At 68.0% G+C, this 24654-nt stretch carries 24 protein-coding genes and 1 pseudogene; 8 read left to right on the forward strand and 17 right to left on the reverse strand.

Annotation, left to right across the window (positions count from 1 at the left end; all coding sequences use genetic code 11):
• Nucleotides 1-88: 88 nt before the first annotated feature.
• Nucleotides 89-790 (reverse strand): DUF2637 domain-containing protein, encoded by a 702-nt coding sequence (locus tag R2B38_RS45775; protein ID WP_318022125.1) that lies wholly within the window; start codon nt 788-790, stop codon nt 89-91.
• A 94-nt stretch (nt 791-884) separates the two neighbouring features.
• Between R2B38_RS45775 and R2B38_RS45780 the strand changes: the two are divergent.
• Nucleotides 885-1601, forward strand: a pseudogene (locus tag R2B38_RS45780) (transposase family protein); the annotation flags it as partial.
• Here R2B38_RS45780 and R2B38_RS45785 read toward each other — a convergent pair.
• Both R2B38_RS45785 and R2B38_RS45790 read right to left on the reverse strand, forming a co-directional pair.
• A complete protein-coding gene (locus R2B38_RS45785; RefSeq protein ID WP_318023068.1) occupies nt 1599-2789 on the reverse strand; it encodes an IS110 family transposase in 1191 nt (396 codons plus the stop codon). The pseudogene R2B38_RS45780 and the gene R2B38_RS45785 overlap by 3 nt on opposite strands.
• Before the next feature lie 518 nt (nt 2790-3307).
• Nucleotides 3308-3478, reverse strand: a complete 171-nt coding sequence (locus tag R2B38_RS45790; RefSeq protein WP_318022126.1) for a helix-turn-helix transcriptional regulator — start codon at nt 3476-3478, stop codon at nt 3308-3310.
• A 480-nt stretch (nt 3479-3958) separates the two neighbouring features.
• Here R2B38_RS45790 and R2B38_RS45795 point away from each other — a divergent pair, with 480 nt between their 5' ends.
• Together R2B38_RS45795 and R2B38_RS45800 are read left to right on the forward strand one after the other, a co-directional pair.
• Nucleotides 3959-5233 (forward strand): site-specific integrase, encoded by a 1275-nt coding sequence (locus tag R2B38_RS45795; RefSeq protein ID WP_318022127.1) that lies wholly within the window; start codon nt 3959-3961, stop codon nt 5231-5233.
• A 246-nt stretch (nt 5234-5479) separates the two neighbouring features.
• On the forward strand, nt 5480-5608 hold the full coding sequence (locus R2B38_RS45800; RefSeq protein ID WP_318022128.1) for a hypothetical protein: 129 nt from the start codon (nt 5480-5482) through the stop codon (nt 5606-5608).
• 433 nt (nt 5609-6041) lie between these two features.
• On the opposite strand, the gene R2B38_RS45805 is transcribed toward R2B38_RS45800, so the two are convergent.
• The 6 genes from R2B38_RS45805 to R2B38_RS45830 all read right to left on the reverse strand — a co-directional run bounded on the left by R2B38_RS45805 (nt 6042) and on the right by R2B38_RS45830 (nt 12650).
• Nucleotides 6042-6851, reverse strand: coding sequence for a sugar phosphate isomerase/epimerase (locus R2B38_RS45805; protein WP_318022129.1), 810 nt, complete (start codon nt 6849-6851; stop codon nt 6042-6044).
• Between the two features lie 41 nt (nt 6852-6892).
• Nucleotides 6893-7735: a carbohydrate ABC transporter permease gene (locus R2B38_RS45810; protein ID WP_318022130.1), complete on the reverse strand. Its 843-nt coding sequence runs from the start codon at nt 7733-7735 to the stop codon at nt 6893-6895.
• Nucleotides 7725-8711 (reverse strand): sugar ABC transporter permease, encoded by a 987-nt coding sequence (locus R2B38_RS45815; RefSeq protein WP_318022131.1) that lies wholly within the window; start codon nt 8709-8711, stop codon nt 7725-7727. The genes R2B38_RS45810 and R2B38_RS45815 overlap by 11 nt, the downstream gene beginning before the upstream one ends.
• A 10-nt stretch (nt 8712-8721) precedes the next feature.
• Nucleotides 8722-10053 carry a sugar ABC transporter substrate-binding protein gene (locus tag R2B38_RS45820; protein WP_318022132.1) on the reverse strand — a complete coding sequence of 444 codons (1332 nt, stop codon included), beginning with the start codon at nt 10051-10053 and terminating at the stop codon, nt 8722-8724.
• 106 nt (nt 10054-10159) lie between these two features.
• Entirely contained in the window at nt 10160-11278 is a 1119-nt protein-coding gene (locus tag R2B38_RS45825; RefSeq protein WP_318022133.1) for a Gfo/Idh/MocA family oxidoreductase, read from the reverse strand.
• A gap of 133 nt (nt 11279-11411) precedes the next feature.
• The gene (locus tag R2B38_RS45830) at nt 11412-12650 is read right to left on the reverse strand and encodes an ROK family transcriptional regulator (protein WP_318022134.1); all 1239 of its coding nucleotides are present in this window, start codon (nt 12648-12650) and stop codon (nt 11412-11414) included.
• 221 nt (nt 12651-12871) lie between these two features.
• Between R2B38_RS45830 and R2B38_RS45835 the strand changes: the two genes are divergently transcribed.
• Nucleotides 12872-13999 carry a Gfo/Idh/MocA family oxidoreductase gene (locus tag R2B38_RS45835; protein WP_318023069.1) on the forward strand — a complete coding sequence of 376 codons (1128 nt, stop codon included), beginning with the start codon at nt 12872-12874 and terminating at the stop codon, nt 13997-13999.
• 64 nt (nt 14000-14063) lie between these two features.
• Nucleotides 14064-14999, forward strand: a complete 936-nt coding sequence (locus R2B38_RS45840; protein ID WP_318022135.1) for a sugar phosphate isomerase/epimerase — start codon at nt 14064-14066, stop codon at nt 14997-14999.
• Here R2B38_RS45840 and R2B38_RS45845 read toward each other — a convergent pair.
• Nucleotides 14971-15597 carry a hypothetical protein gene (locus R2B38_RS45845; RefSeq protein ID WP_318022136.1) on the reverse strand — a complete coding sequence of 209 codons (627 nt, stop codon included), beginning with the start codon at nt 15595-15597 and terminating at the stop codon, nt 14971-14973. The genes R2B38_RS45840 and R2B38_RS45845 overlap by 29 nt on opposite strands.
• A 53-nt stretch (nt 15598-15650) precedes the next feature.
• Here R2B38_RS45845 and R2B38_RS45850 point away from each other — a divergent pair, with 53 nt between their 5' ends.
• Nucleotides 15651-15893 (forward strand): hypothetical protein, encoded by a 243-nt coding sequence (locus tag R2B38_RS45850; RefSeq protein ID WP_318022137.1) that lies wholly within the window; start codon nt 15651-15653, stop codon nt 15891-15893.
• Nucleotides 15894-16089: 196 nt separating this feature from the next.
• Nucleotides 16090-16398, forward strand: coding sequence for an SCO5918 family protein (locus R2B38_RS45855; protein WP_318022138.1), 309 nt, complete (start codon nt 16090-16092; stop codon nt 16396-16398).
• A gap of 117 nt (nt 16399-16515) precedes the next feature.
• Here R2B38_RS45855 and R2B38_RS45860 read toward each other — a convergent pair whose 3' ends face one another.
• A complete protein-coding gene (locus R2B38_RS45860; protein ID WP_318022139.1) occupies nt 16516-16875 on the reverse strand; it encodes a hypothetical protein in 360 nt (119 codons plus the stop codon).
• A 46-nt stretch (nt 16876-16921) separates the two neighbouring features.
• Nucleotides 16922-17311 (reverse strand): ATP-binding protein, encoded by a 390-nt coding sequence (locus R2B38_RS45865; protein ID WP_318022140.1) that lies wholly within the window; start codon nt 17309-17311, stop codon nt 16922-16924.
• Between the two features lie 887 nt (nt 17312-18198).
• Between R2B38_RS45865 and R2B38_RS45870 the strand changes: the two genes are divergently transcribed.
• Nucleotides 18199-18537 (forward strand): MerR family transcriptional regulator, encoded by a 339-nt coding sequence (locus R2B38_RS45870; RefSeq protein WP_033287029.1) that lies wholly within the window; start codon nt 18199-18201, stop codon nt 18535-18537.
• A gap of 259 nt (nt 18538-18796) precedes the next feature.
• Here the strand turns inward: R2B38_RS45870 and R2B38_RS45875 are convergent, their stop codons facing one another.
• The 5 genes from R2B38_RS45875 to R2B38_RS45895 all read right to left on the reverse strand — a co-directional run bounded on the left by R2B38_RS45875 (nt 18797) and on the right by R2B38_RS45895 (nt 24579).
• Nucleotides 18797-19777 (reverse strand): NADPH:quinone reductase, encoded by a 981-nt coding sequence (locus R2B38_RS45875; protein WP_318022141.1) that lies wholly within the window; start codon nt 19775-19777, stop codon nt 18797-18799.
• Between the two features lie 2 nt (nt 19778-19779).
• Nucleotides 19780-20355 (reverse strand): PadR family transcriptional regulator, encoded by a 576-nt coding sequence (locus R2B38_RS45880; protein WP_318022142.1) that lies wholly within the window; start codon nt 20353-20355, stop codon nt 19780-19782.
• 839 nt (nt 20356-21194) lie between these two features.
• Nucleotides 21195-21689 (reverse strand): hypothetical protein, encoded by a 495-nt coding sequence (locus tag R2B38_RS45885; RefSeq protein WP_318022143.1) that lies wholly within the window; start codon nt 21687-21689, stop codon nt 21195-21197.
• The gene (locus R2B38_RS45890) at nt 21677-23491 is read right to left on the reverse strand and encodes a hypothetical protein (protein ID WP_318022144.1); all 1815 of its coding nucleotides are present in this window, start codon (nt 23489-23491) and stop codon (nt 21677-21679) included. Before R2B38_RS45890 ends, R2B38_RS45885 begins: the two co-directional genes overlap by 13 nt.
• A gap of 776 nt (nt 23492-24267) precedes the next feature.
• A complete protein-coding gene (locus R2B38_RS45895) occupies nt 24268-24579 on the reverse strand; it encodes a hypothetical protein (protein ID WP_318022145.1) in 312 nt (103 codons plus the stop codon).
• Nucleotides 24580-24654: the final 75 nt, after the last annotated feature.

A 24654-nucleotide genomic window follows, 5' to 3' on the forward strand; every position in this document is an offset into this window, starting at 1 on the left:
CCCGTGTCCGCTCGGCGGACACGGGAGGCTGGAGAGGTCGCTCATGCCGCCTACCCTGGTCGGGTCATCAACCCCACCCAAGAACCTCTTATTGGTGAGTTCCCTGTGTCCGATCAGGCCCGGGTCTCTCGGTGGCCATCCCGAGGCTGCGGCCACCGCGCACGAGAGCCACCAACTGCTGTGATCTCCAGGCTCCAACTCGCAACTCCTTCCGCAGAGTTTCGGCCGATGCAGGGCGCTGGTGAAGCTCCCGATGCCGAGCATCAAGCAGGCGCGCCTGTACCAGCAACGGGTCGTCGTGCAGCCGCTCGCCCTTCGCCTGCCCCCTTCGCCCTCCCCGCTCCCCTTGAAGGCCATCCGGGCGGTGCACCAGCAGCTCCACCGACAACAGCAACGCCACCGGAGGCCACCCAGCGACCAACACCGGCTTCCACTCCAAAGCCGGGGCTGCCGCAACGTTCACAGCCAGGGAGACCGCGATACCCAGAAGGAACGCCGACCACACCGCGCCCCGGGCGCGGCGGGTGTGGGCCCCGGAAGGCTTCAGCAAGCCGACCGTGGCCAAGAGCAAGAGGCCGTCCACGGACAGCGGCCACAGCGAGGCGCTGACTGTGTCGGCCCCACCCTGCAACGCGAACTCCCGCTGATGAACATACGAGGCGTAGGCCGCGACCCCGGCAACCACGAGGGCACACAGAGGACGGATCCACGCATCGAGATCGACGCCTCGGCTCCCGGTCGTTCCCTCCCGGGAGTCGGTGACATCATTGAGCTTCTTCGAGTTGGCCACCGATCAGGTGACGGTCCATGAAGCGCAACGAGCGAGGCCCCCGAGCTGTTGATCGAGATGTCTGACGTCTCAACCACGCTGCTCGGGGGCCTCGTTGGTCATCTATCCTGCCGCACTCGACCTGCCCCATGCGCTCGTGGAGTGGGTCACGATGCTCATCGTCACCCGTGAGGGTGACCGGCGATGCAAGCTCCGCCCGTCCCAGCGCGCGATGGTGGCACTGGTGTACCTGCGCGAACACACGACCCTGGCGAAGATCGCTGCCGGGTTCGGGATCAGCGAGTCCACCGCCCACGCCTACACCAGCACGGTCATCCGCCTGCTCGCCGACCGTGCACCGGGCCTGCTGAAAGTCCTGCGCGAGGCCGATGCGGACTTCGTCCTGCTGGACGGCACGCTCGCCGAATGCGACCGGGTCGGCGACGGACGGGCCGACTATTCCCACAAACACCGCCGGCACGGAGTGAACGTGCAGGAGGTCACCGACCCGGACGGCCGGCTGCTGTGGCTCTCGCCCGCATTGCCCGGCCGGGCTCACGACCTGACCGCTGCCCGCACCCACCGGATCATCCGTATCTGCGAGCGCCAGGGCGTCCCCATCCTGGCCGACCTCGCCCACCAGGGCGGCGGCCCCTGGGTGACCACGGGCATCAAACGCAGGCCCCTGCAGGAACTCACCCTCACCGAGAAGACCCTCAACCGGGCCCCGGCCGCTGCGCGAGCACCGGTCGAACGCGGCGTCGCACGCCTGAAGTCCTGGCGGATCTTCCGCAGATCCCGATGCAGCCCAAACCTCCTAATGAGGTTGTCAAGCCGCAGCGGTGACAGGGAGGTTGTTTTGGTAGCACTGTCCGTCACGGATGAGAGCCCACAGGACGTTGACACGTCTGCGGGCCAGGGCGAGGACGGCCTGGGTGTGCCGCTTGCCTTCGGCGCGCTTGCGTTCGTAGAAACGGCGTGAGTGGTCGCAGCTGCGGATACTGATCAGCGCGGAGGTATAGAAGACGCGTTGCAGGCCACGGTGATAGCGCCTGGGCCGGTGCAAGTTTCCGCTGATGTTGCCCGAGTCCCGGGGGACCGGGGCGACTCCTGCGAGGCTGGCCAGGCGGTCGGCGGTGCCGTAACGGCTCATGTGGCCGGCGGTGGCTGCGAGAAATTCGGCACCCAGCAGCGTGCCGATGCCGGGCATGCTGGAGATCACTTCGGCGAGTTCGTGCTCGCGAAACCGAGCCGCAATGAGCTTGTCGATCTCGGTGATCTGCTCGTTGAGGCTCATCACCTCCTTGGCCAGGGTGTGAATCACCTGCGCGGTGATCTTCTCCCCGGGGACGGCGGTGTGCTGACGCTCGGCTGCTTCCAGGGCGGCCTCGGCCAGGGCCTCGGGGCTGCGTACCTTTCGGTTGCGCAGCCAGGTCTCCAAGCGGCTGCGGCCGACCCGCCGCAGGGCAGCCGGGGTCTGATAGCCGGTCAGCAGGACCAGCGGGCCGACGTTGCCAACATCAAGGGCTCGTTCCAAGGCCGGGAAGATACTGGTGAGTTGGCCACGCAGGCGGTTGATCCGGCGGGTGCGGTCGGCGTTGAGGTCGGTGCGGCGGTTGGTGAGGACCCGCAGCTCGATGGCGTGTTCGTCGTCCGGTCGGAGGACGGTCAGGTCCCAGCGCATCCGGGCCTGGTCGGCAATGACAGTGGCGTCCTTGGCGTCGGTCTTGCCCGTGCCCCGGTAGCCGGCCGAGGCCCGGTTGACCGCCAAGCCGGATATGTAGACGAGGTGCTGGCCGTGGTTGAGCAGCACGCTGATCCATAGTGCGGCCATGCCGTCGGCGACATCGACCGCCCACACCACGTCCTCGTCGAGAGCCATCACATCGGCAAACAGGGCCAGCAGTTCCGGCTCGTCATTCAGGACGCGGCGTGACAGCAGCCGTTCCCCCTCAGCGTTCAGGACCACGCAGTGGTGGTGGGTCTTGCCGAGGTCCGTACCCGCCCAGATCTGGGCCACCAGTTCCTCCGGTCGTTCGATGGCGCTCTGCACTCCCGGACGACCTCGCCGGCGTGGTCCTACTCAGCGATCCGTCCGCGGACGTTCGCAGCTCCTAATCAGCGGCCGAGTCGTCGTGAGACACCGGGCGGCCAGGTTAGGGGAACCATCGAGGGCAACCGCATGAAAGCCATACCCGGTGTCTCTGGGTCCCTGGACCTTACGACGGCCCGTCCAACCCACGAGCAAGGTAGGACCGCATGACGTCAATCGCCAAAGCCATCCTCACCCTGGAGCGGCAACGCTGAAGAAGCTCACTCATCAGACCCACCGCCGGAACCCCATCCCAGTGCACAACGCGTGCACACTTCCACGGGAACTCCCGGGAACTCGCAGGTAGAAGCGGGAAGCCCCCGGTCAGAGGAAAGGGCCCCGACCAGGCCATAAGGCCAGGTCAGAGCCCCACCGACAGACGAGCCGGGCCGTACGCCGGGTTCTGTCGCCCTGCCGGCTCAAATGCACCAGGCGTACCCGGCTAATCAGACCGCGCGATCCACCGCCTGAGCTTCCAGCCATGCCTCCACCTCCGGCCAGCGGTAGCGCAAATAGCGGCCGACCTTGTGGGCTCGCGGACCCTGGTGTCGGTGATTCCATATATAGACCGTGTTCAGCGGTACGCCCAGGAAGTCAGCCAGCTCCTCAGCGCTCATCAACGGACAACGACCCTCCGCGCCACTGGCGGCTCCTTCCGCACGGGCAGTGATTCGACGCATGGGCACTCCAGAACGGCTCGGAACGGGCAGGAAAGAACCACGTGAGCGGTAGTCCGCCGTGGTGGTGCACGGAACATTGGCATGAAATTTCAGCCGGCCCAAATAGAGGAATTTGCGGCGAAACTCCTACGACCTTTCCGAATTCTCGGAAGACACCAGCGAATCCTCGGCGAGGGTTCGACGAGCCTTCGCCGACGCCTCAGCGAGGATTCGCCTAGGTGAGATCCTCGCTACCACTCTGCGCCCTTTGTCGCGAAGACCTCAAGAATGCATTTGACATTTTCAGTTTGCCTGGATCAACATCCCATTCACTCAGGGCGCGATGAACGGATACTCGATCTCGCCGTCGATGACGACCCTGATACGAGAGAACCCACAAAGAAGCTTAAGGCCCGCCGAGAACTAGGAGTTGAGTCCATGCCGTACGACCGCTGGCACAAGTCACGCCCGAAAGCCGGGGAGTCGACGTGTAGGGAACACGGTAAGGTTCCGACGAGGGATCACGGGACCGGGAAGCGGGGGCAGGCCCGCTGGCGCAACCAGGAAGATGTCCAGCAGACGGAGTTGTTCCGCACCGAGGCCGAAGCCCGCAGGCACGAGACCAAAATGCGGTCCGGAGTGGACGACGGGTCATATATCAACCCTCGCGCCGGAGAGGTCAGGGTCGGTGAACTCACCCTTACGTGGCTCAAGGGGCACGAACACAAGAATCCGCGCACATACCGACGCCACAAGGAGCGGGTTCTCCTACACATCGCTCCTACCGCAGTTGGGAAGATGCGCGTAAAGGACGTGAACGCGTCGTCTTTGCTGGACTGGTTGCACGACCGTCGTCGGCTGCTCGAAAGTTCCACACTGCGCCTGGTCTTCGACAATCTTCGGGCAGTCTTTGACCTGGCCGTGGACGACAGCCTGATACCCAAGAATCCATGCCTCGCCAAATCGGTGCAGGACGCCAAGCCGAAGCGAGGAGGTGGCGGCCGGGCAGAGCTGACCCTGACTTGGGAGGACACCGAGAAGATCCGTGCCGAACTTCCAGACCGCTACAAGGCACTCGTCGACTGCGGTCGCGGCTTGGGCCTTCGCCAAGGAGAAATATTCGGCCTGCCACCAGATGACATCGACTGGGCACACCCGGACGGGCCGATGGTGCACGCGCAACGGCAAGTAGTCCACGACGGCTCGTTCCTGGTATACGCCCTCCCCAAGGGCGGAGGCGACGAGGACCCGAAGGACCGATGGGTCGAACTGACCGACGACGTGGCCATCCCCCTGCGCGAGCACATGGAGAAGTACCCGCCGGTCGAGGTGACCCGACCGTGGGGAAGCAAAGGCGGCGACCCGGTCACAGTGCAGCTGATCTTCTACACTCGCGAGAAGACCGCCATTCAGTCGAATTGGTTCAACTCCTACCGCTGGAAGCCTGCTCTGGCGGCGGCCGGCCTCATCAAACCCCTCGACCTCAACGCGAAGGGACGACGCTGGGAGAAGTCCCGCGACATGATGATGCACGCCCTTCGACACCTGTACGCGTCGATGATGATCAACGGCGGGGTGGACGTGTACACACTCGCGGACCGACTCGGACACGCCGATCCTGCGTTTACCCTGCGTAAGTACGTGCACCGAATCGTGGGAGCCGGTTCCAAGGTCCGCATCGCGGTCCGGAGCGCCTACTCCAAGGCCGCGTGACTCCTGCACTGTTCAGCTTGTGCAACGACCGTGCAAGATGATCTTCGGAAAGGTTCATTTGCGCAGGTCAGAGACACCGTAGAGGAGTTCCGGGACAACTGGCCGGAAGACAAAGCGGAGTCGGTGCCGGGACGAGCCGGCCCTTCGGAGGCATCCGGTACGGCATGGCTGCTGGTTCGGCAACGGCACGCGGACGCGGCCAGGCCCAAGGTGCGGCAAACAGCAAGGCAGTCGCGGCGCCGGCCCGTGCGGAATGCGTCGGCCGCGGAGTCTGACATCAGCGCGGCGGAGAAGCGCGTCGACAGCGTTTTCGCCCAGCTCGGTCTGCCGCCCGACGACACCCAGCACTCGCGGGTCCTCGGCACAGCGGCATGATCGGCGAGCGCGGAGATGGGTGACGCAGTGGCCGACGGGCAGCTTCGCGGTGATGGATCGAGCCACTTGGACCATCTGGTCGTCCGATGCGCCGATCGCCGTTGTCGAGAAGGTCAGGACCCAGGTCGTCGCGCATTCCCGCTGAGGCGGGGTCGGCGCTCAGGGCGTGGGCGGCGGACATCTCGGCGTCGTGAGCGCGGGAGGCCGGGGTGAGGGACAGCATCGGCCTTCCGTCGGCGGCCGCGTAACCGCAGACGAGGACCTGATCGGCGCAGTCCCCCACTCCGTGGAGCGCTAGGAAGCCTGTCACTCACCGAGAACCCGCAAGGTCAGCAGGTCCATGCGCGAACACGGTGTGACGACCGATGCCTGGGGCCGCGTCGGCGGTCGCTCCGTATCCCCTGGGGTGATCACCGACGCCCGCACCTTGTGGTCACGACGTTCCGAAGCTCACGCCCTCCCGTTCCTTCAGCCAGACCACGCTCTCCGCGACCAGGTCGAAGATGTCCGCCCCTTCCGCGATGCCGTCCGCCTCGATGATGTGTACGCGGATCGAGTCCCGGCCGGCGTCGAGTGCGTCCGCCAGGGCCACCGAGCCCTGTCCGGCGGGGACTTGGGGTTCGCCGCGGACAGCCGGGCCGTCCTTGACGTGGACCAGTTCGACACGTTCGCCGAGCCTGGCGACCACCTCGGCGGGGACCTGCCCCGCGGTCTGTGCCCAGTAGAGGTCGACCTCGGCGACGATCGACGGGTCGAGGGCGTCCCACAGGACGTCGTAGCCGTAGCGGCCGTCGTCGAGCGGGGTCCACTCCCAGTAGTGGTTGTGGTAGCCGACCCGCAGGCCGTGGACGGCCGCGGCCTTGGCCAGGGCGTTGAACCGGTCGGCGTAGCGGCGCACTCCGTCGGCCGAGACAAGTGCGTCGCGGGTGAATCCGGGGAGTGCCTCGGGGGTGGAAGCGATGGCGATGGGCACGCCCGCCTCGGCCATCTCCTCGAAGAACCAGCCGGGGTCCTCCGCGTCGGGCAGGCGGGCGTGCGTCGAGGAGACGGTGAGGCCGGCCGCGTCGATGTCGGCCTTCAGGGAGCGCGCCTCGGCCAGGCGCGCGGCACGGGTCAGTTCGCTGCGGCCGAGGCGGAAGGGTTCCACCGCAGTCACCCCGAGGCCGGCGATCCTGGCCAGCGTGGCGGGACGGTCCTCCAGGACGTTCATCAACGTGTAGAGCTGCAGGCCGATGTCCGGCATGCCGAGTTCCAATCTGTCGGGGCCACTTGGTCACTTCACCGTCACTTCACCGCGCCGGCGGTGAATCCGGTGATGAGGAAGCGCTGGAGGAGGAGGAAGCCGGCGACCACGGGTACGGACACGACCAGGGAGGCGGCCATGACCTGGTTCCAGTAGACGTTCGCCTCCGTGGAGTAGGCCTGCAGACCCACGGCCAGGGTGCGGCTCTGCTCGTCGGTGAGGACCGAGGCGAACAGCACCTCCCCCCAGGCCGTCATGAAGGCGTAGATGCACACGGCGACGATCCCGGGTGTCGCGGCGGGCACGATGATCTGCAGCAGGGTGCGCAGCGGGCCGGCGCCGTCCACCTTCGCCGCCTCGTCGAGGTCACGCGGCACCGTGTCGAAGTAGCCGACCAGCATCCACACAGCGAACGGCAGGGAGAAGGTCAGGTAGGTGACGATGAGACCGGTGCGGGTGCCCACGAGGTCGGTGCCGAGGTTCTGGTCGGCGTAGACGAAGAGCAGGTACAGCGGCAGCAGGAAGAGGATGCCGGGGAACATCTGGGTGGCGAGCACCGCCGACTTGAAGCTGCCGCTGCCGGGAAACGTCCAGCGGCTCAGCGCGTAGGAGGCGAAGACCGCCACCAGTACCGACAGCACGGTCGCGGACACGGCCACGATCAGGGAGTTGACGAAGTACTGGGCCAGCGGCACGGTGTGCCAGATGTCGATGAAGGACTGGAACGTCGGCGACGACGGGAACCAGGTGAACTCGCCCTGCACGTCGGGGAGCGTCTTCAGCGAAGAGGCGAGCATGACGTACAGCGGGGCCAGGACGAACACCGACAGCAGCGTCAGCGTGACGTACCGGAAGAGCCGGTAGCCCGGGGTGTCATGATTCATGGCCGGTCCTCCGGGTGAAGGCGAGATAGCAGGCGCTGACCAGTGCCAGGAACAGCAGGAGCAGCACGCTCATGGCCGAGCCGAGGCCGAAGTTCCAGGTGGCGAACGAGCTTTGGTAGATGTGCACGGAGATCAGGTCCCCGGCCGGCGGCGCAGAGCCGCCGAACAGGATGTACGGCGTGCTGAAGTCGTTAAAGGTGTGCAGGAACATCACGAGGACCAGCACCTTGTTGACCGAGGACAGCAGGGGCAGCGTGATCATCTGCAACTGCCGCCACGGGCCCGCCCCGTCGATGCTCGACGCCTCGTAGACCTCGCCCGGTATCGCCTGCATGCCGGCCATGAGGATCAGGAAGGCGAAGGGCCACATCCGCCAGATCGCGACGACGCACTCGGCCCAGAAGGCGTTGTGGCCGATCAGCCAGAACGGGTTGGAGTCGATCAGCCCGAGCTGCCCGAGCAGGTGGTTGAGCATGCCGTTGTCGCGCTGGAAGATGAAACGCCAGGTGATGACCGCGGTGTAAGCGGGCAGCGCGTAGGGCACGAGGAACAGCGTCCGCAGCAACCCCCGGCCGCGGAAGGCGCGTTGCAGCGCGAGCGCCGCCGCCATCCCGACGATCCAGGCCCCGGACAGGACCACGGCCGTGAAGCCGAGGGTGACGAAGAAGGACTGGGCCAGTGCCTTGCCGGTGGGGCCGTCGAAGTCCAGGACGATCCTGAAGTTCCCGAGGCCGGAGAAGGGCGCCTCCCACCAGTGGCTGATCTGGTACTGCGTCACCCGCAGGCCGCTCATCGCCACACCGAGCACGATGGGCACGAAGTGGACGATCACTTCGAGCGCCAGGGCGGGGAGCAGGAACGCGTACGGGATCCAGCGGCGGCCGCGCCCCCGGAAGCGGCTGCCGCGCGTGGACTGTTTCGGTGTGTCCGGGGTTCCGGGGCTCTCGCGGGTCCCGGAAGGACTGATGACTGCCATCGTCCTGCTCCTAGTTGCCGGCTTCGAGCTTCTGGTCGGCCGCGGTCATCTCGCTCTTGATCCTGGCCTTGCCGGGCTGCTTTCCGGTCGCGGTCTGCGCGGCGAAGGAGCTCATCGCCTGGCCGACCAGGGTCTCGAACTGGGATTCCTCGGCGATCTGCGGAAGCGGTACGGCCCGGGAGTCGAGAGTCTGCCGGGCCACGGCCAGCGTCGAGGTGTCGAACGCGGGGTCCTTCGCGTCCGTGACCGAGGGCAGCGTCCCGTAGGTCTTGTTGAGGTACACCTGTTCCTTGGCGCTGGTCAGGAACTTCACGAACTGGGTGGAGCCGTCGAGGTTCCCGGTGTTCTTGAAGATCGCCACGTTGATGCCGCCGACGAACGAGCCGATGTCCTTGCCGCCCGCGACCGCCGGGTCCTGGGCCGGTACCGGGACGACGCCGTAGTCGGCCGTGGTCATCTTGTACTGGCCGAGCGTCAGGCCGGTCGACGACTGGGCGAGGATCATGCCGGCCTTGCCGGACGCGAAGTTCTGCAGGAGGGCGACCTTGTCGGTCATCTCGGCGTCGGACGGGTTGACGATGCCGTCCTTGCCGATCCAGGACAGCCACTGGTCGATCCCGTCGACCATGCCCGTGTCGTCGAACTTCGGGGTGTGGCCGTCGAAGACCTCGGCTCCGTGCTGGGTGCCGAGGATGAACGCGAAGTGCGCGGCGAACGAGGACGAGGCGCCCTGCAACCCGAGGCCCCACTGGTCGGTCTTGCCGTCGCTGTTGGTGTCCTTGGTGAGCTTGCGCGCGTCGGCGACGAACTCGCTCCAGGTCTTCGGCGGCGAGGTGATGTTCGCGGCCTTGAACAGCTTCTTGTTGTAGAAGAGTTCGTACGAACTGGTGTAGAGCGGCAGGCTCGCCGGGTCCTTGCCCGTGGCGCCCGTGGACTTGAGCGCGGCGGGCAGGAAGCGGGACTCGCCGCCGACCTTGGCCAGCAGTTCCTTGTCCCACGCGACGAAGGCTCCGGTCGCCTGGAGTGACGCGGACCAGGTGTTGCCGATGTTGAGTACGTCGGGGCCCTTGCCGCTGGTCGTCGCCGCGAGGATGCGGTTGAGCAGGTCGGCGGAGGGGATGACCTCCAACTTGACCTTGACGCCGGTCTGTTGGGTGAACTTGTCGATCTCCGGCTGGAGGATCTTCTTGTCCGCGTCGAGGCTCGTGCTCTGGTTGGTCGCCCAGTAGGTGATGGTCTTGTCTCCGGAGGCGGAGCTGGAGCTGCCGCCGCACGCCGTGACACCGGCGCCTGCCAGCATCGCGGCAGCCGCGAGCGCGACTGCACGGGTTCTGCGCTGCATGGGATTTTCCTCTCGGGACGTGCGAGATCGATTGAGTGGTGCACGGGTTCGGTGCCGGCGTGCGGGGCCGGAGGAGGTTCGGGCAGGGAGGTTCAGCTGGAGGGGGTCAGGCGGAGACGGACTGCGGGAGGGCCGCGGGCGCGGGCCGCTCGGCTCGGCTGGTGATGGCCCGGGCTCCCGCGGCGAACGTCGACTGCTCGATGGCTTCCAGCACTTCGAGCACGTGCAGTGCGAACTCGCCCGGGACGCGCAGCGGTTGACCGCGCAGGGACTCGACGAGGTCGTTCACGCCGTGGCCGCGGAAGGGGCCGGCTTCCGGGGCGCGGGTGGGCGGGATGACCGGCGGGAGCTCGGACCAGTCCGTGTCCGTACGGCGCTTGATGAGGACCGGGGCGTCGTGGCGGTTCGGGTCGGGGATGTTCAGGGTGCCCTCGGTGCCGTAGACCTCGATGTGGGGCAGGGTCATGTCCCAGATGTCGAAGCTGTAGAGGGTGGAGACGATCGCGCCGGAGGTCGTGCGGAGGATGGCGGCGACGGTCGTGGGGACGGTGACCTCGACCTCGTCGACGACGCGGTCCGGGGTGGTCACGGTGATGCGGGGGCTCGGGATCGTGCTGGTGCCGACGACTTCGGCGACGGGTCCGAGCAGGTTGACCAGGGCGGCCACGTGGTAAGGGCCCCAGTCGAGGGTCGGGCCGCCGCCGGGCTGGAAGAAGAAGCCGGGGTTGGGGTGCTTGGCCTCGACCTTGGACGAGCGGACGAAGGACGTGGCGGCGAAGGGCGTGCCGATCAGGCCGCCGTCGATGGCCGCCCGTGCCGTCTGACCCGCCGTGCCGAGGAAGGTGTCGGGGGCGCCGGCGAGGACGCGCCCGGCCGCCTTTGCCTGTGCAAGGTTCTCGCGGGCCAGGGTGACCGTCGCGGCGAGGGGCTTCTCGCTGTAGACGTGCTTGCCGGCGGCGAGCGCGTCCCGGGTCACCGCCCAATGGGCCACGGGGGGCGTGATGTTGACGACGACGTCGACGTCGGGGTCCGCGTAGAGCTCGGCGGGCGTGCCGTACGCGGGGATGCCGTGCTGCTCGGCCTTGGCGCGGGCCCTGCCGACGTCGATGTCGGCGATCCTGATGATGGGCAGGTCGCCGTACCAGGCAAGTCCTCGGGCGTAGGCGTCGAAGACCATGCCGGCGCCGACGACGCCGATGCGTGCACGAGGGGTGGATCGGTTCACCGTGTCTCCCAGGTCGCGGTCGAGCGGAGCGGGTCCGCCGGTGGATGAGACCGGACGTGCGAGACACGATGGAAGGTAGTGGCGGCGGTGAGAGGCGGTAAAGGCCGCCGGTTCGCTGGGCGGACCGCGCGGCTCAGGTGGTGGTGCGCGGCCCCAGGAAGCGCCCGATCCCGGCCGGTGAGAGCAGGTGCTCGATGCCCAACACCATCGCACCGACCATCGCCGCGTCCCGCCCCAACTCGCTGCGGGTGATGGACAGTTCGCGGGTGGCGAGGGGCAGGGCCTGCCGGTACACCACGCCCCGTACCGCGGAGAGCAGGTCGTCACTGGCCTCGACGATCTCTCCGCCGACCACGACGTGCCGGGGGTTCAGCATGTGGATGCACAGGGCGATCACCTCGCCCAGCGCCACCCCGGCGGCGCGGGCAGCGTGCAGCGCGTCCGGCAGGCCGTCGCGCAGCCGGGCCAGGAAGTCCCGCATCGCGGCACCGTCCTCCGCCACGTCGAGGGGCGGTTCACCGGTCGCCGCGAGGCGCCGTGCGAGGGCAGCCGTGGACGCCACCGCCTCGACACAGCCGGCCTTTCCGCACCGGCACACCACCTCCTCCGCGCCCGGGACACGGATGTGCCCGATGTCTCCGGCCGCGCCGTCGGCGCCCCGGTGCAGCGTCCCGTCGGCGAGCACGAACCCGGCGCCGATGCCGGCGCCGACGGTCACGAACAGCACGGGCAACTGCTCGGGCGGCACCGTCCGCGCCTCGCCGAGCGCCATGAGGTTGACGTCGTTGTCCACCAGGACGGGGCAGCCGAGCGCGCCCCCGAGCCGCTCGGCCACCGGGAAGCCGTCCCAGCCCGGCATGATCGGCGGGCGGACCGCCATACCGCGTGCCACGTCCACCGGGCCCGGCAGTCCGACGACCAGGACGCGGGGCCGGTCCGCCGGGACCTTCGCCTGTTCGAGCAGGTCGGTGAACTGGTCGACCAGAAGGTTCACGGTGCGCTCCGGGCCCTCGGCGAGCTGCCAGGGCAAGGTCCTGTCGGCGAGCACCCGTTGGGTCAGGTCGGTCACCAGGCAGCGCGTCGAGAAGGTGGTGAGGTCGGCGACGAGCACGACGCCCGCGTCTCCCGCGAGGCTGAGCCGCAGTGCCGGCCTGCCTCTGCCCCCACCACCGGCGTCCTCCCCGAGCAACAGACCCGCGTCCACCAGATCCTGTACGTGCGTGTGGATCGAGGACCGGGAGAGCCCGGTGAGCCGGGACAGGTCCAGCCGGTGGGACGCCTCGCCGGCCGCGATCAGCCGGGCTATCTGGCTGCGCACCGCGTCGGGGTGCCGGCGCGAGCCGCTGCTCGGGGCCCCCAGTCGTGCTGCCACGGTTGCTCCCTTGATGAGGTCGACGGCACCAACAGACGATTAATATTCCAGAAACGACAATATTCAAAGGGCTTTCCTGACAGAACTCCGGCTCTTACTGTTGGTCCCGGATGAGACCGGAACAGCGAGCTCCCGTACGGCACGCGCCGAAAGGATCTTGCATGGCTGCCCCGACCGGGCACACCACACGCGTCACCGAAACCCCGCTACGACACCCCCGCATCCCACGCCCACGGGTCGCCGTCCTCGGCGCGGGCATGATCGCTGGGGTACACGTCCGCAGCGCCCGCGCGGCCGGCGCCGACGTGGTCGGCATCCTGGCCTCCTCACCCGAGCGCAGCCGGGCGGTCGCGCACGACTGGCAGATCGGCGCCGGCTATCCGGACGTCGACGCCGTCCTGAGCGACGACCGCGTCGACGTGGTGCACATCTGCACGCCCAACCACCTCCACGTCGCCCAGGCGCGCGCCGCGCTGCTCGCCGGCAAGCACGTCGTCTGCGAGAAGCCGATCGCCACCTCGGCGGCCGACGCCCGGTTGCTCGCCGACACCGCCACGGCCGCGGGCCGGATCGCCACCGTGCCGTTCGTCTACCGCTATCACCCCGTGGTCCGCGAACTGCGGGCCCGGGTCCTGGCCGGCGACTTCGGTCCCTGGCAGCTGCTGCACGGTTCGTATCTCCAGGACTGGCTGCTCTCGCCGACGAGCACCAGCTGGCGGGTGGACGCGGTGGCCGGCGGCCCGTCGAGGGCCTTCGCCGACATCGGCTCGCACTGGTTCGACCTCGTGGAGTGGGTGGCCGGGGTCAGGATCGCCGAGGTGCTGGCGGAGACCGCCACGACGGTGGCCGAACGGCCCGGTGCCGGAGGCCCGTCGTTCTCCGGGGGGTCGCTCGCGTCCTCCGTGCGCGTCCCGGTCACCACGGAGGACGCGGTCGGCGTGCTCGGACGGACGACGGACGGGGTCCTGGTGTCCACGACCGTCTCGCAGGTCTCGGCCGGCCGGAAGAACCGGCTGTGGTTCGAACTCGACGGCGCGCACGCAAGCGCCGTCTTCGACCAGGAACTGCCCGAGTCCCTGTGGCTCGGCTACGGCAACCGCACCGAGACGGTGGTCCGCGATCCGGCGTCCAACTCCCTTGAGGCGAACCGGCTCTCGCTCGTACCGGCCGGACACGCGCAGGGCTACCTGGAGTGCTTCGAGAACTTCGTCAAGGACACCTACGCGGCTCTGCGCGGCGAGACTCCGCAGGGCCTGCCCACCGTGCTCGACGGTGTCCGGGCCGCCCACCTCGTCGACGCGGTCCTGGCCTCGGCCGACCGGCGCGCGTGGACCCCGGTGCCCGGCTGACCGGCGTCGGCGACCCGCCTCCCTGGCTGCCCTCCCCCATCCCTCTCACCGAAGGACCCGCGCCATGAAGCTCGGATTCCTGACCGCCTGCCTCCCCTCCTTGTCCCTTGACGAGATCGCCGACTGGGCTGCGGCCGAGGGCTATCAGACCCTCGAAGTCGCCGTGTGGCCCAGCACCGGCGGCCGCGATTTCGAAGCCTCCCATCTCCCCGTGGCGGCCTTCTCCCAGGACGACGAAGACGCGACCCGCGAACTGCTGCGCCGCACCGGGCTGGAGATCAGCTCCCTGGCCTACTACGAGAACAACCTGCACCCCGATCCCGCGGCCCGGGAGGCGATCAGAGCCCATCTCCGGCACGTGATCGACGTGGCGGCACGATTGGGCGTGGAGTCGGTCGGCACGTTCATCGGACGCGATCCGGGGCTCTCCGTCGTGGAGAACCTGCGCGAGGGCGAGAAGATCCTGCCCGAGCTGGTCGACTACGCGGCGGATCGCGGCGTCAAGATCGTGATCGAGAACTGCGTGATGGAGGGCTGGCACCCCGACGGCTACCCGGGCAACCTCGCCTACTCCCCCGAGCTGTGGGAGTGGATGTTCGGGCTCGGCTTCTACCTCAACTGGGACCCCTCTCACCTCACTTGGATCGGCGTCGACCCCCTCACGACGATCGAGCCGTACATCGACCGGATCGTCCACACCCAGGCCAAGGACATCGAACTCTTCCCCGCCGAGCGCGACCGGTTCGGCTTCTTCGGCACCGTGCACAAGGGCGACAACCCCTGGGAGACGGGCTGGTGGCGCTACCGGGTGCCCGGTCTGGGCGAGGTGGACTGGCGCCGTGTCGTCGACCGCTTCCACGAACTCGGCTACACAGGCACCGTCTCCGTGGAGCACGAGGACCCCGTCTGGTCCGGAACCGAGGACAAGGTGAAACAGGGACTGCGCATCGCTCACCGCACACTGCGACCACTCATCGGCGAGCAGGCAGCCACCGAATGAGACATCCCGGCCCCCTGGACCACCCGTGAGGCAGCCGCTTGCGCCAAGCGGCGCGGGGGCCACGGGTGACCGTGCCCCCCGCGCCGGACGGAAAGCCGTCGCTCAACTGCCGTTCCGGCACCTGCTGATCGAGCTGCACCCACGCGAATAGCCGTTCGCGGTGGGCGAGTTGAGGGCCGTGTCGGTCGGTGGCCGGGTCGTACGTGATGCGGGTCTGGGCGTGGTGCGGGTTGGCCACGAACTGGTCGTACTGGAACGTGATGGTGGACGGCACGAGGAAGCCGCGGTTGTAGCGGGCGGTCATCGTGTAGATACGGGCGCCGGTGATCGCCCAGTTCGGGATGTGGCGGACGTAGGCCCACTCGTTCTGGCTGCGGTAGTGGCTGTAGAGGTCGGTGTTGCTGCGGATCTGGTCGGGGACGTACAGCGCGTTCCTCGCGTACGCCGGGTCGATCGTGTAGACGAACGTGCGGGCGGTTATCGTGCCGCGCAGGCAGCGTTCCATGAGGTAGGGGCCGATGCCCGGGAGGATCGCGTAGGCGACGAGCCGGCCCGTGGAGCACTGGTTGTTCAGGGCGATGCTCGCCAGGTTGTTCACGCCCTGGCTGCGCGCGAAGTCGTCGGCGACGCCCTGGGTGCCCCGTTGTCGAGATGTACTCGCTGTTCAGGGAGCGGTCGCCCTGGACGTGGGACACGATGTTGGAGTTGGTGCCCCGGGACCAGAAACCGGTGTTGAAGATGCCCTGGTTGTTGTCGGCGATCGGGGGCCGGGAGTCCCCGCGGTACAGGGTGACGGGCATGGCCGCCTCCGCCACGATGTCCCGGTTGTACAGGGTGGGACAACTCGACCCGGAGGAGGACGCCCCCGAGGACGGGCCGCCCGGGCACGGATAGGTCTGTGCCTGGGCGGTGGCCAGCGGGTCACCCGTGATGACGATGGCCGAAGCCGAGCACGCGATGCGCTCCCGTCGGCGGCTCGGTGCCCTGCCGGGGGCCGACGGGCAAGGCGGCGCCCTGGGCGCCCTCGCCCTCTCCCGCTGATCCAACTCACCCTGGCCGGACCATTCTCCCCTTCTCCCTGTGAGGCCCCATGCGCCGCGTCATCGCCCGTTTCCCCTTCGAGCTCACCAAGAGCGGTGTGCTGGAATCGATGAAGGGCATCAAGCCCGAGCAGGTCATGGGTGAGTCCGTGATCATCGGCCGCCGTCACTACCCCGTCAAGCAGGTCGGCCAGGTCATCACCCGCCAGGACCGCCTCGACTTCACCGCCGACGAAGTCCGCCGGGCGATGACCAAGCTCGGCTTCACCTGCCGCGCCCTCCCCGAGGCCGCACCCGTAGGCATCCTCGGCTCGCTCCGGCAGGCTTCCACGATGCTCGGCACTCCCATGTCCGTCTGACCGACGCGACAGGCACGCACCGGCATCTGAACAGCAGTGGGCCCGGCCGATGCGAGTCGGCCGGGCCCACTGCGTGGGACGGGATGCCGTCGCCGTGGTTCCTCAGCGGCCGGAATATCAGTGGTCGGAATAGCTGAAGTCGCCGACGGTCCAGGCGCTGACGTCGTCGATCGCGACCCGGTACATCCCGCCCGTCTCCGGGATCCCCACCGTGCCCTGAAGAATTCGGGCGACGTGGAAGTGCAGATGAGTGGGCGGCCCGTCCTCCTTCGCGGGAGTGTCGAACACAGCGGAGAACTCTCCCAGGCGCGCGGAATCCGTCAGCACCTCCGACACCCTCCGCCTCCACACGGCTTCGGGAGCCAGTCGGTCGGTGATGACAGCGCCGCCGGTGACCACGGTCAGGGACATCTGGTTGCTCTGCCCGGACTCCACCACGGTGGCGATGTCAACGAGCAGTTCGTCAGGCTTCGGCATGGGGCAGATTCTATTTGCCGACCGTCCGGTTGCTTCAGCGGTGGCGTTACCGGACAAGGAGGGCGCTCACGGTCTTGCCGCCGGCCGCCCGGCGGGTCACGGCAGTGGTGCGGGTGAGGCAGTCGACCATGGGCCAGCCGCAGCCTCCCGTGCCGCCGTTCAGGTCGGGGGCGCGCATACGCGGCGCTTTCGGGCTGTCGCGGTGCACGGACACCTCGATGCTGTCCGGGTGCGCGGTCAGCGCCAGGGTGCAGGTGCCGCTGCCGAGGCGCAGGGCGTTGGTGACGAGCTCCGAGACGACCAGGACCACGGCGCCGACCCCCTCGGCCGCGATCGGACGTAGGAGACCTCCGAGGAAGTCCCGAGCGCTTTCGCGTGCACCGGCTACGGAGGTCTCGGAGCGGACGGTCGCGACGTTGACGCTCACTGCGTTCATCACGCCTCCCCGGTCTCTGGACCGTCGATGTCCGGTTCTGCCTGCCGTGCCTCGTTCCCCCGTATGTGACCCGTCAACCAGGCGGTGACAGCCCCTCTTCCCGCGCCCGACACTGTTCGAGGCCGATTTCCTCTCTGTCGAACGCGCGGAAATCTGTCTTTGTCAGAGTAGACATTGCCCCTGGGGCGTGGTTATGGTTCTCTCGTAGCCCAGAGAGACAGCAGGGCCCGGCAGACACGAACTGCCGGGCAGAGCAGTATCCGCAGGTGCAGTTCGCAGGACGGTGCGGTGGTGGAGTCGCGAAGCCAGAGCAGTTGCAGGACGGCGACGCGGCTGGCGACCGTACCGGGTGGCCCGAAGTGATCAGGGGCCGCCGTGAGCAGGACCGCAGTGGCAGTACCCGCAAGGGAAGTTCGCGGTACCCAGCAGTGAAGTCAATGAGCGGTACCTCGGTGAAGGCGTCGGCTGCGGACGCGCGCACCGGGAGGTTCGGCAGTGGGGTTCCAAGCCAGGGAAGACGCAGGACGGGCGACGGGGCTGGCTGCCGAAGAGCGGCGCTGTCACAGGCCGCTGAGCAGTGCGCATCACCAGCAGTACGCAGTACCCCAGTTGTAAGCAGTTGATCCCAGAGGGAAGAACGGAGGAGCCGAGCGCCATCAGGATCGCCCGGGCCGACATCTTGAACCCGGGTACCGCAGGACATCGATAGTGAGGTGGTCTCCGGTCAAGCAACCGCGATCCCAGCACCTCCGACGGCATTCAGGTCGGGGCTGCGGAAACAGAGGGCCGGTGCCCCAACAGGGCCGGCAGATGGTGTAGGAGTTCCTTCGGGGCCTTGGTGCCGTACGGCACCAAGGCCCCTCGACTCGTTCCATGGAGAGGTGCAAATGACAGCAGACGACTTGTTCGGCCGTATCGACGACGAGGACTACCCCGCCTACACGATGGGCCGGGCCGCCGAGCTCCTCGGCACCACCCAGGGCTTCCTGCGCGCCATCGGCGAAGCCCGCCTCATCACCCCGCTCCGCTCCGAGGGCGGACACCGCCGCTACTCCCGCTACCAGTTGCGCATCGCCGCCCGCGCCCGGGAACTGGTCGACCACGGCACGTCCGTCGAGGCCGCCTGCCGCATCATCGTCCTCGAAGACCAGCTCGAAGAAGCCCAGCGCATCAACGCCGAATACCGCCGTGCTGCCGAAGCGGCGAACCCGAGGCCCACGGCCTGAGACACAGCTCTGCCGGCATCGGCGGGCAACCACGTACAACCGGTCCTGGTGTTGGGCGTGATCGCTTTCCGTGGTGCCACAGTGTGGGGGCGTGGAGAGTCTGCGTCACCTGTCGTGGTTCAAAGTTCCCCATAGTCCCCGCCGCCGCAGTGGCCGTGTTGCCTGGTGCCCGAACCGCGCCCGATCCGCAGGCTTCCGCCCCGCCCGCAGCGCCCTCACGCTCGACTGCGGGGGATGAGGAGGTCACGCCGGAGATTCTTTACTGGGGGGTGTCGATCAGGACGCGCCCGCGACCGCCGGCGTCGATGCGGTCGTGGGCCTTGGCGATGTCGGCGAGCGGGAAGCGGTCCCCGACATCGACGGTGAGGGCGCCGACGGCGGCCGCGGCGGTGAGGTCGCGGGCGGCCTGGCGCCTTGCCTGGCCGGGGAAGTCGTCACTGCCGAGCAGGCGCAGAGTGACGTTGTTGAACAGCAGGGTCCAGAACGGGATCTCGGTGCGGTCGTCGCGGGTGGCGTAGGCGGCGATGACCGCGCCGTTCGCGGCGACGGCGTCGTCCAGGTCGGCGTTGTCAGACAGGGCAACCTCGATGATCCGGTCCACGCCGTCGGGTGCGTGGGCGCGGATCGCGGCGGCGGGGTCGCCTGAGTCGAGGGCGACGGCGTGGGAGACGACCGCGGGGTCGATGCGGTTCAGTTCGGTGCTGCGGCGGACGGTGCCGATGACCGTGGCGCCGCCCCAGCGGGCGAGCTGGGCGGCCAGTGAGCCGACCCCACCGAGGACGCCGTTGACCAGCACCAGTTTGCCGTCGACGGGACCGTCGGCGAAGACCGTGCGGTGCGCGGTGATACCGGGGATGCCCAGACTCGCGCCGAGATCGTCGGACAGGTGGTCGGGCAGGGGGACGGCGAGGTCGCCGGGGACGACGGTGTACTGGGCGGCGGTGCCGAAGGGACGGTAGGACTGGGCGCCGTACACCCACACGCGCGTCCCGACGCGGCGCGCGTCGACGCCATCGCCCACGGCGTCGATGATGCCGGCGGCGTCGCTGTGCGGGATCACCCGCGGATAGGGCATGGCCGAGCCGGTCCAGCCCCGGCGCTTCTTGGTGTCGCCGGGGTTGGCGCCGGAGACGGTGACGCGGACGCGGACCTCACCGGGACCGGGGGTGGGGTCAGGCAGCTCACCGAACTGGAGCACTTCGGTGGCCGGGCCCTGCTGGTCGTACCAGGACGCAAGCATGGTCAGTCCTTCCGATCACGGGTGTGGGTCTGCGGGTGGGGCTGTTCGTCCGCCGCTCGGCTGCCGTCGCCGTCCAGGATCTCGTGGAGCCAGGCGCGTTCGGCGCGGCTGGTGGCGCGGGCGGTGAGCAGCATGCCGCGCCGGTAAGGGTCGGTGACCTGCTCGGCGCGCAGCGGGGTGTCGCCGTCGTAGAAGAAGCTGGCGGGAGCCTCCAGGAAGTCCAGGCGGCGGCGCAGCACGGCGTGCTGCTCGGCGCTGTCGGGCAGCAGCGAGAGGAACGCCAGGATCGTGAACCAGCGGGAGAAGTCGGTGAGCTCGTGCTCGGCAGGTTCCCGCAGCCGCCGCAGCATGTCCTCGCGTCCCGCCGCGGTCAGGTTCAGCACGTACCGGCCGCCGCCCGCCTCTGGTGCGGGGCGCCGTTCGATCAGCCCGGCCTTCGTCAGCCGGTTGATCGCCGGGTAGAGGGTGCCGTCGCTGACCGGACGGCTGTAGCCGGTCAGGTGCGTGATGCGGCGGCGCAGCCCGTGACCGGGCAGGGGGCCCGCGGCGAGGAAACCGAGTATCGCGAGTTCAAGCATGACTCCAGGATCCCACATCGAAACGATGTCAACATCGTTTCGATGTCCGCATGAAGACGGAGGCGCCTCTCCGAACCGCCTGTAAGACCAGCCCGGGCGGGCAACCCGCCCGTACAAGGAAAAGAATCACGACTGCCGCTGGCCCCCTCCAGGCCCATGTCACCTCCACCGACGACACAAAGATCGGCGTCACGGTCACCGGCCAGGGCCGCCCTCTGGTCGTCTCCCCCGGCGCCCTCAACGCCGCCCAGTACTGGCAGATCCTCGCCGACAACGCCCACGCCCCCTCTGGATCTGACCCTTCGCCCTGATCGCATGCCTCCTCATGGGCGGCCAGACCATCGGCGCGAGGGGAAGCAAAAGCCAGGCCGGCACCAGCTGAGTGGACTTCGGCCGCCTGGCGGCAGCCGTAGCCGGGGCCCACAGGTTTTCCTTCTTCCGTCTCCGGACCTTCTTCCCGCGCCGACCGTCTCGTCGACCACTGACCGCACGACTCCTGCCGACGCCCCTCGAAGGATCCTTGCCATTGCGGCAACACGTGGACGATGAGTCCCTCTACGCGAGGGACGGCGCTACAAGCTCACCCCGCCCAGTGCCCTCACGGCTTGACAGACCACATGAGAAATCACTGTCTCCACTGGTCCGCACGCCGAAAACCGGCTGTCCCGGGCCGAACGCCTGCTGCTGTTCACGCCCGCTGCGCGTTCCCGGTCTGCGTACCGGCCGTGGGTTCCTCGGTATGGTCCGCCCGTTCCTTCCGCGCCCGGCGCAGGGCGGCTCCGGGCCCCGGAGAATCAGTCGTGATCTCCCCGGGGCCCAAACCACGGAGCCGCATTGGGTCAGGACGGACGCTGGAATCCAGAGCGCCATCCGACGGACAGTCCCCAATGGACTTCAGGGCTGGCCGTAACCGTGATTTTGACCTGTTGCTTGCTGCTGCCCAAGCCGATTTCGTTGTAGGTCGTCGAGGGTGTGGCCGCGCACGGGATGGTGTACGTGGCCAGTTTCCCGATGGCTATGGTCGTTTTCCCCTCGCCGGTGCATTCGGTCGCCACGGCAACCGTCCCCGCCTTGATGTTCCCGATCACGGCCACCTCTTCCGACCCTGTCCTGTTCGCCAGCCGGATGAGGGCCTTGGCCGAACCGGAGATGTCGGGCGGAGTCCTCGTCAGATCAATGACAGAAGAACGAGGGGAAGGCGATGCCGATGCTGAGACTGTCGGGGTTTCGCGCGGTGCGCTCTGACCGTTGTGCGCAGTACAGCCCGCGATGAGGGGAACGCTCGCCGCGAAGGCGATCGTCACTGCCGCGCGGACCTTGGTCAGCTCAGCCATGTGTACCAGCCGACGGTGTAGGGCGTGTACGAGACGATTGTCGAAGGCTTGGAGCTCTCGCAGTTGCTGTACACGTAGTAGCTGGTGCCGGTGACACGTCGTCGCCAAACGCCGTACTTGGCGTTGAGGGTCTTGTGCGCCGGGATGGCGGAGGTTACCGAATTGCCCAGTTTCGCGGTCAGCGATGCTGACAGGTTGACGCCGAAGGTGGCTTCCTGGCGCGAGACGAGCTCGCTGAGCGTGACCTTCAGCGATCCGCTGAAGCTGATGCCGACGGTCCCTGACGCCTCGGCCGAGAACGTCGTGCTCTCCTTGCTGCTGGTGCCGTTGTAGTTGGACTGCGGGGCACCGATGGCACGGATGTACCTGCCTCCGAGGTGAGTGGGCCGGTAGACGCCGCCCGAGTCGCAGAACCGACCGGCAGGTGCGTTGCCGGCAGGCGTGTCCGTGGGGGCCGCCGGCTCGGATGTGACGGCCGCGGGGTCCGTAGGCGCGTCGGTGAGGTCCGTCTCCGCGGGATCGACAGGCGGCAGCGTCGTCAGGGTGCCGTCGTCGTCGTTGCCGTCGATGGAGAACCATCCTTGGAGGTCGACGATGAGCTGGATGGTGCCACCGCTGGCGTTGTAGATGCTCACCGCGCCCTGGTCACCGGGCTGGGCGATCACCAGGTCGGTGGTCGAGGTGTTCGCCTGGAAGTTGTCCACCGACGTCGTCGACGGCATCGGCTGCCCGGTCGGCCACACGCGAAGATAGCCGGAGTTCTGCTGTCCGGTCGTGGTCAGGTTGAGTACGGCCGCGCCGAAGGAGGTGGGGATACCGTCGTTGCCCGCCACGGTCACGCTGACGCTGCTGTCGGCCGGGATGGCGGTGGTGGTGCGGGTGTCGAGCAGGCGGTCCTGGGCGGCGGTGAAGACCCCGTCACCGGAAGTCGCCTGGGTGAAGTAGCCGTAGACGTCGAGGACCACGTCGACCGACTGGGTGGACGACCCGTTCTTCAGGGTGATCTGGCCGTTTGCGCCTACGGGGATCACCGCGCCCTGCGACGTGGTGACGCTCTTGTAGTCGACGACCGGCTGCCCGGCCGATCCCCCGGTGGCGTACGCGTACAGGGTCCCGGCACTGCCGGGAGAGGGGACGGTGATGTTGGCGTAGACCGACCCCTCGTCGGTGATGCCGTCCTTGCCGTCGATCTGGACGTTCAGCGTGCCACCGGGTGCGATCTTCGCCTGCGTGGCGCCGGTGCCGTCACGGGTGTCGACGAGTCGTGACTGCGTGACCGGAACGTACCCGCCCGGGGAGGCGGTGCCGCCGTCGGATGTGAAATAGCCGTTGACGCTCACGATGAGGTCGACGGTGCCGCTGGAGTTGTAGGCGTCGATCTTCCCGTCCGAACCGACTGCCACGATGGCCGAGTTGCTTGCGTCCGCGCTGCTGGAGAAGTTGATGACGGACGCCGGGTTCGGCCTCGTGGTGCCGTCGGGCCACAGTTCCAGGTAACTGCCGGACGAGGTGGCGTTGGCGGCGGTGATGTCCAGCGACACGGCCGACACACCGGAACTGGGGATGCCACCCTGCCCCAGTACCTGGAAGGCGGCGGTCGAAGCCGCACCGAGCGCGCTGCCGACGCCGAGCGCCGAGCGCGTGTCGACGATTTTGGCAGAGGGTGAGATAGCGGAGAAGTTCCCGCTCGTAGTGGTGGCACCTGCCTGGGCGATGCTGGTCAGGCCGAAGCCGGCAAGGACCGTGAAGAAGACGACTGCCAGGGACAGACGTCTGCGTCTTGTGCGTCTCGCTTGCAACATATGTGAACCCCCCTATGTTTCATGGAATTCACTCCCCGATGGGAGGCATCTCCATGCCGGAGGATCGTAAAGATCACTTACTTAAACAAACAACGATCTTTGACTAAAGGACACATAAAGAAGAAGAGGACTGATAGGCGCTGACCTGCATGAATCCATCGCCCGATTATCCCTGGCGCCCCGTCAATAATCCACGCAGCACCAGCAGTTCACCATCTACGCCCTCATTTATCGGGGAGAACCACCGACGCCTCTCCGAGGCCACCGCCCTACCGCTGAAGTCCGAACTCGGAGGGACCTTCCCGCACCGCACGAATCTGCCGTTCGACCGCCTCCGTGATGTCCAGGTCCGCCAACCAACTCCCTTTTCTTCGCCGCCCCTTGGGCGCTTCCGGGACCTGGAGGACGACGTCGCCCAGGAGATGTGGGCACGGAGCCGGGCGCGAGGACGACCTCCCACCGCTGGCGCAGCGTGGCACCGGCGGCCGGGAGCTCCCAGGTCCGTTCTGCAACCAGTGCGCCGCTCGCCGCCCCGAGGCCCATCGGCTCGCGCCGTTCGCGCCGGACCACCGACATCGTGCGCGGCTTCGCCTTCGCCGTACGGGTGTTGCCGCGGTTCTTCCTCGCCGTCTCCAACGCGACCCGGGCCAAGTCGACGCCCGACAACGCGACGCAGAGACAACCACCAGTAACAGGGGTTGCTGATCTAGGAGTTGGCTCAACCCATCGGGCAGCAGACCGTGCCCTGACGGGGTGTCTGGGCGCGTCGGACCTACCTACCGGCCGGCCTCCCGCGCGCGCTCGACACGCGAGCGATGCACGCCGCCACCGGGTGAGGCGCAGCGTTCATCCGGCGGCCTTCCGCAGTCCGGGCAGGCGATGTCGTACGGCCCCGGTGTCTGCTGTCGGCATTCCGCCTCGGTCCTGCGTTCCGCGAGGACGGGCTCGATCCGCTCGTAGTGGGGAATCTTCGACACGGTGCCGGTACCGGTGTTGGCGTCGACGACACACTTCTTGCCCGCCACGGCCTGGCAGCGCGGACAGCTCCTCTTGATCCAGAACCGGCGCGCCACCTGCTCTTGCCGCACCGGCCGCGGCGCCCCGATCGCAGGAACGGAACGTCCCTCCCCTCTACGGCAACGGCAACGGCAACGGCAACAGGT

The sequence above is a fragment of the Streptomyces sp. N50 genome, from assembly GCF_033335955.1.
In the GTDB taxonomy this organism is placed as follows: Bacteria; Actinomycetota; Actinomycetes; order Streptomycetales; family Streptomycetaceae; genus Streptomyces.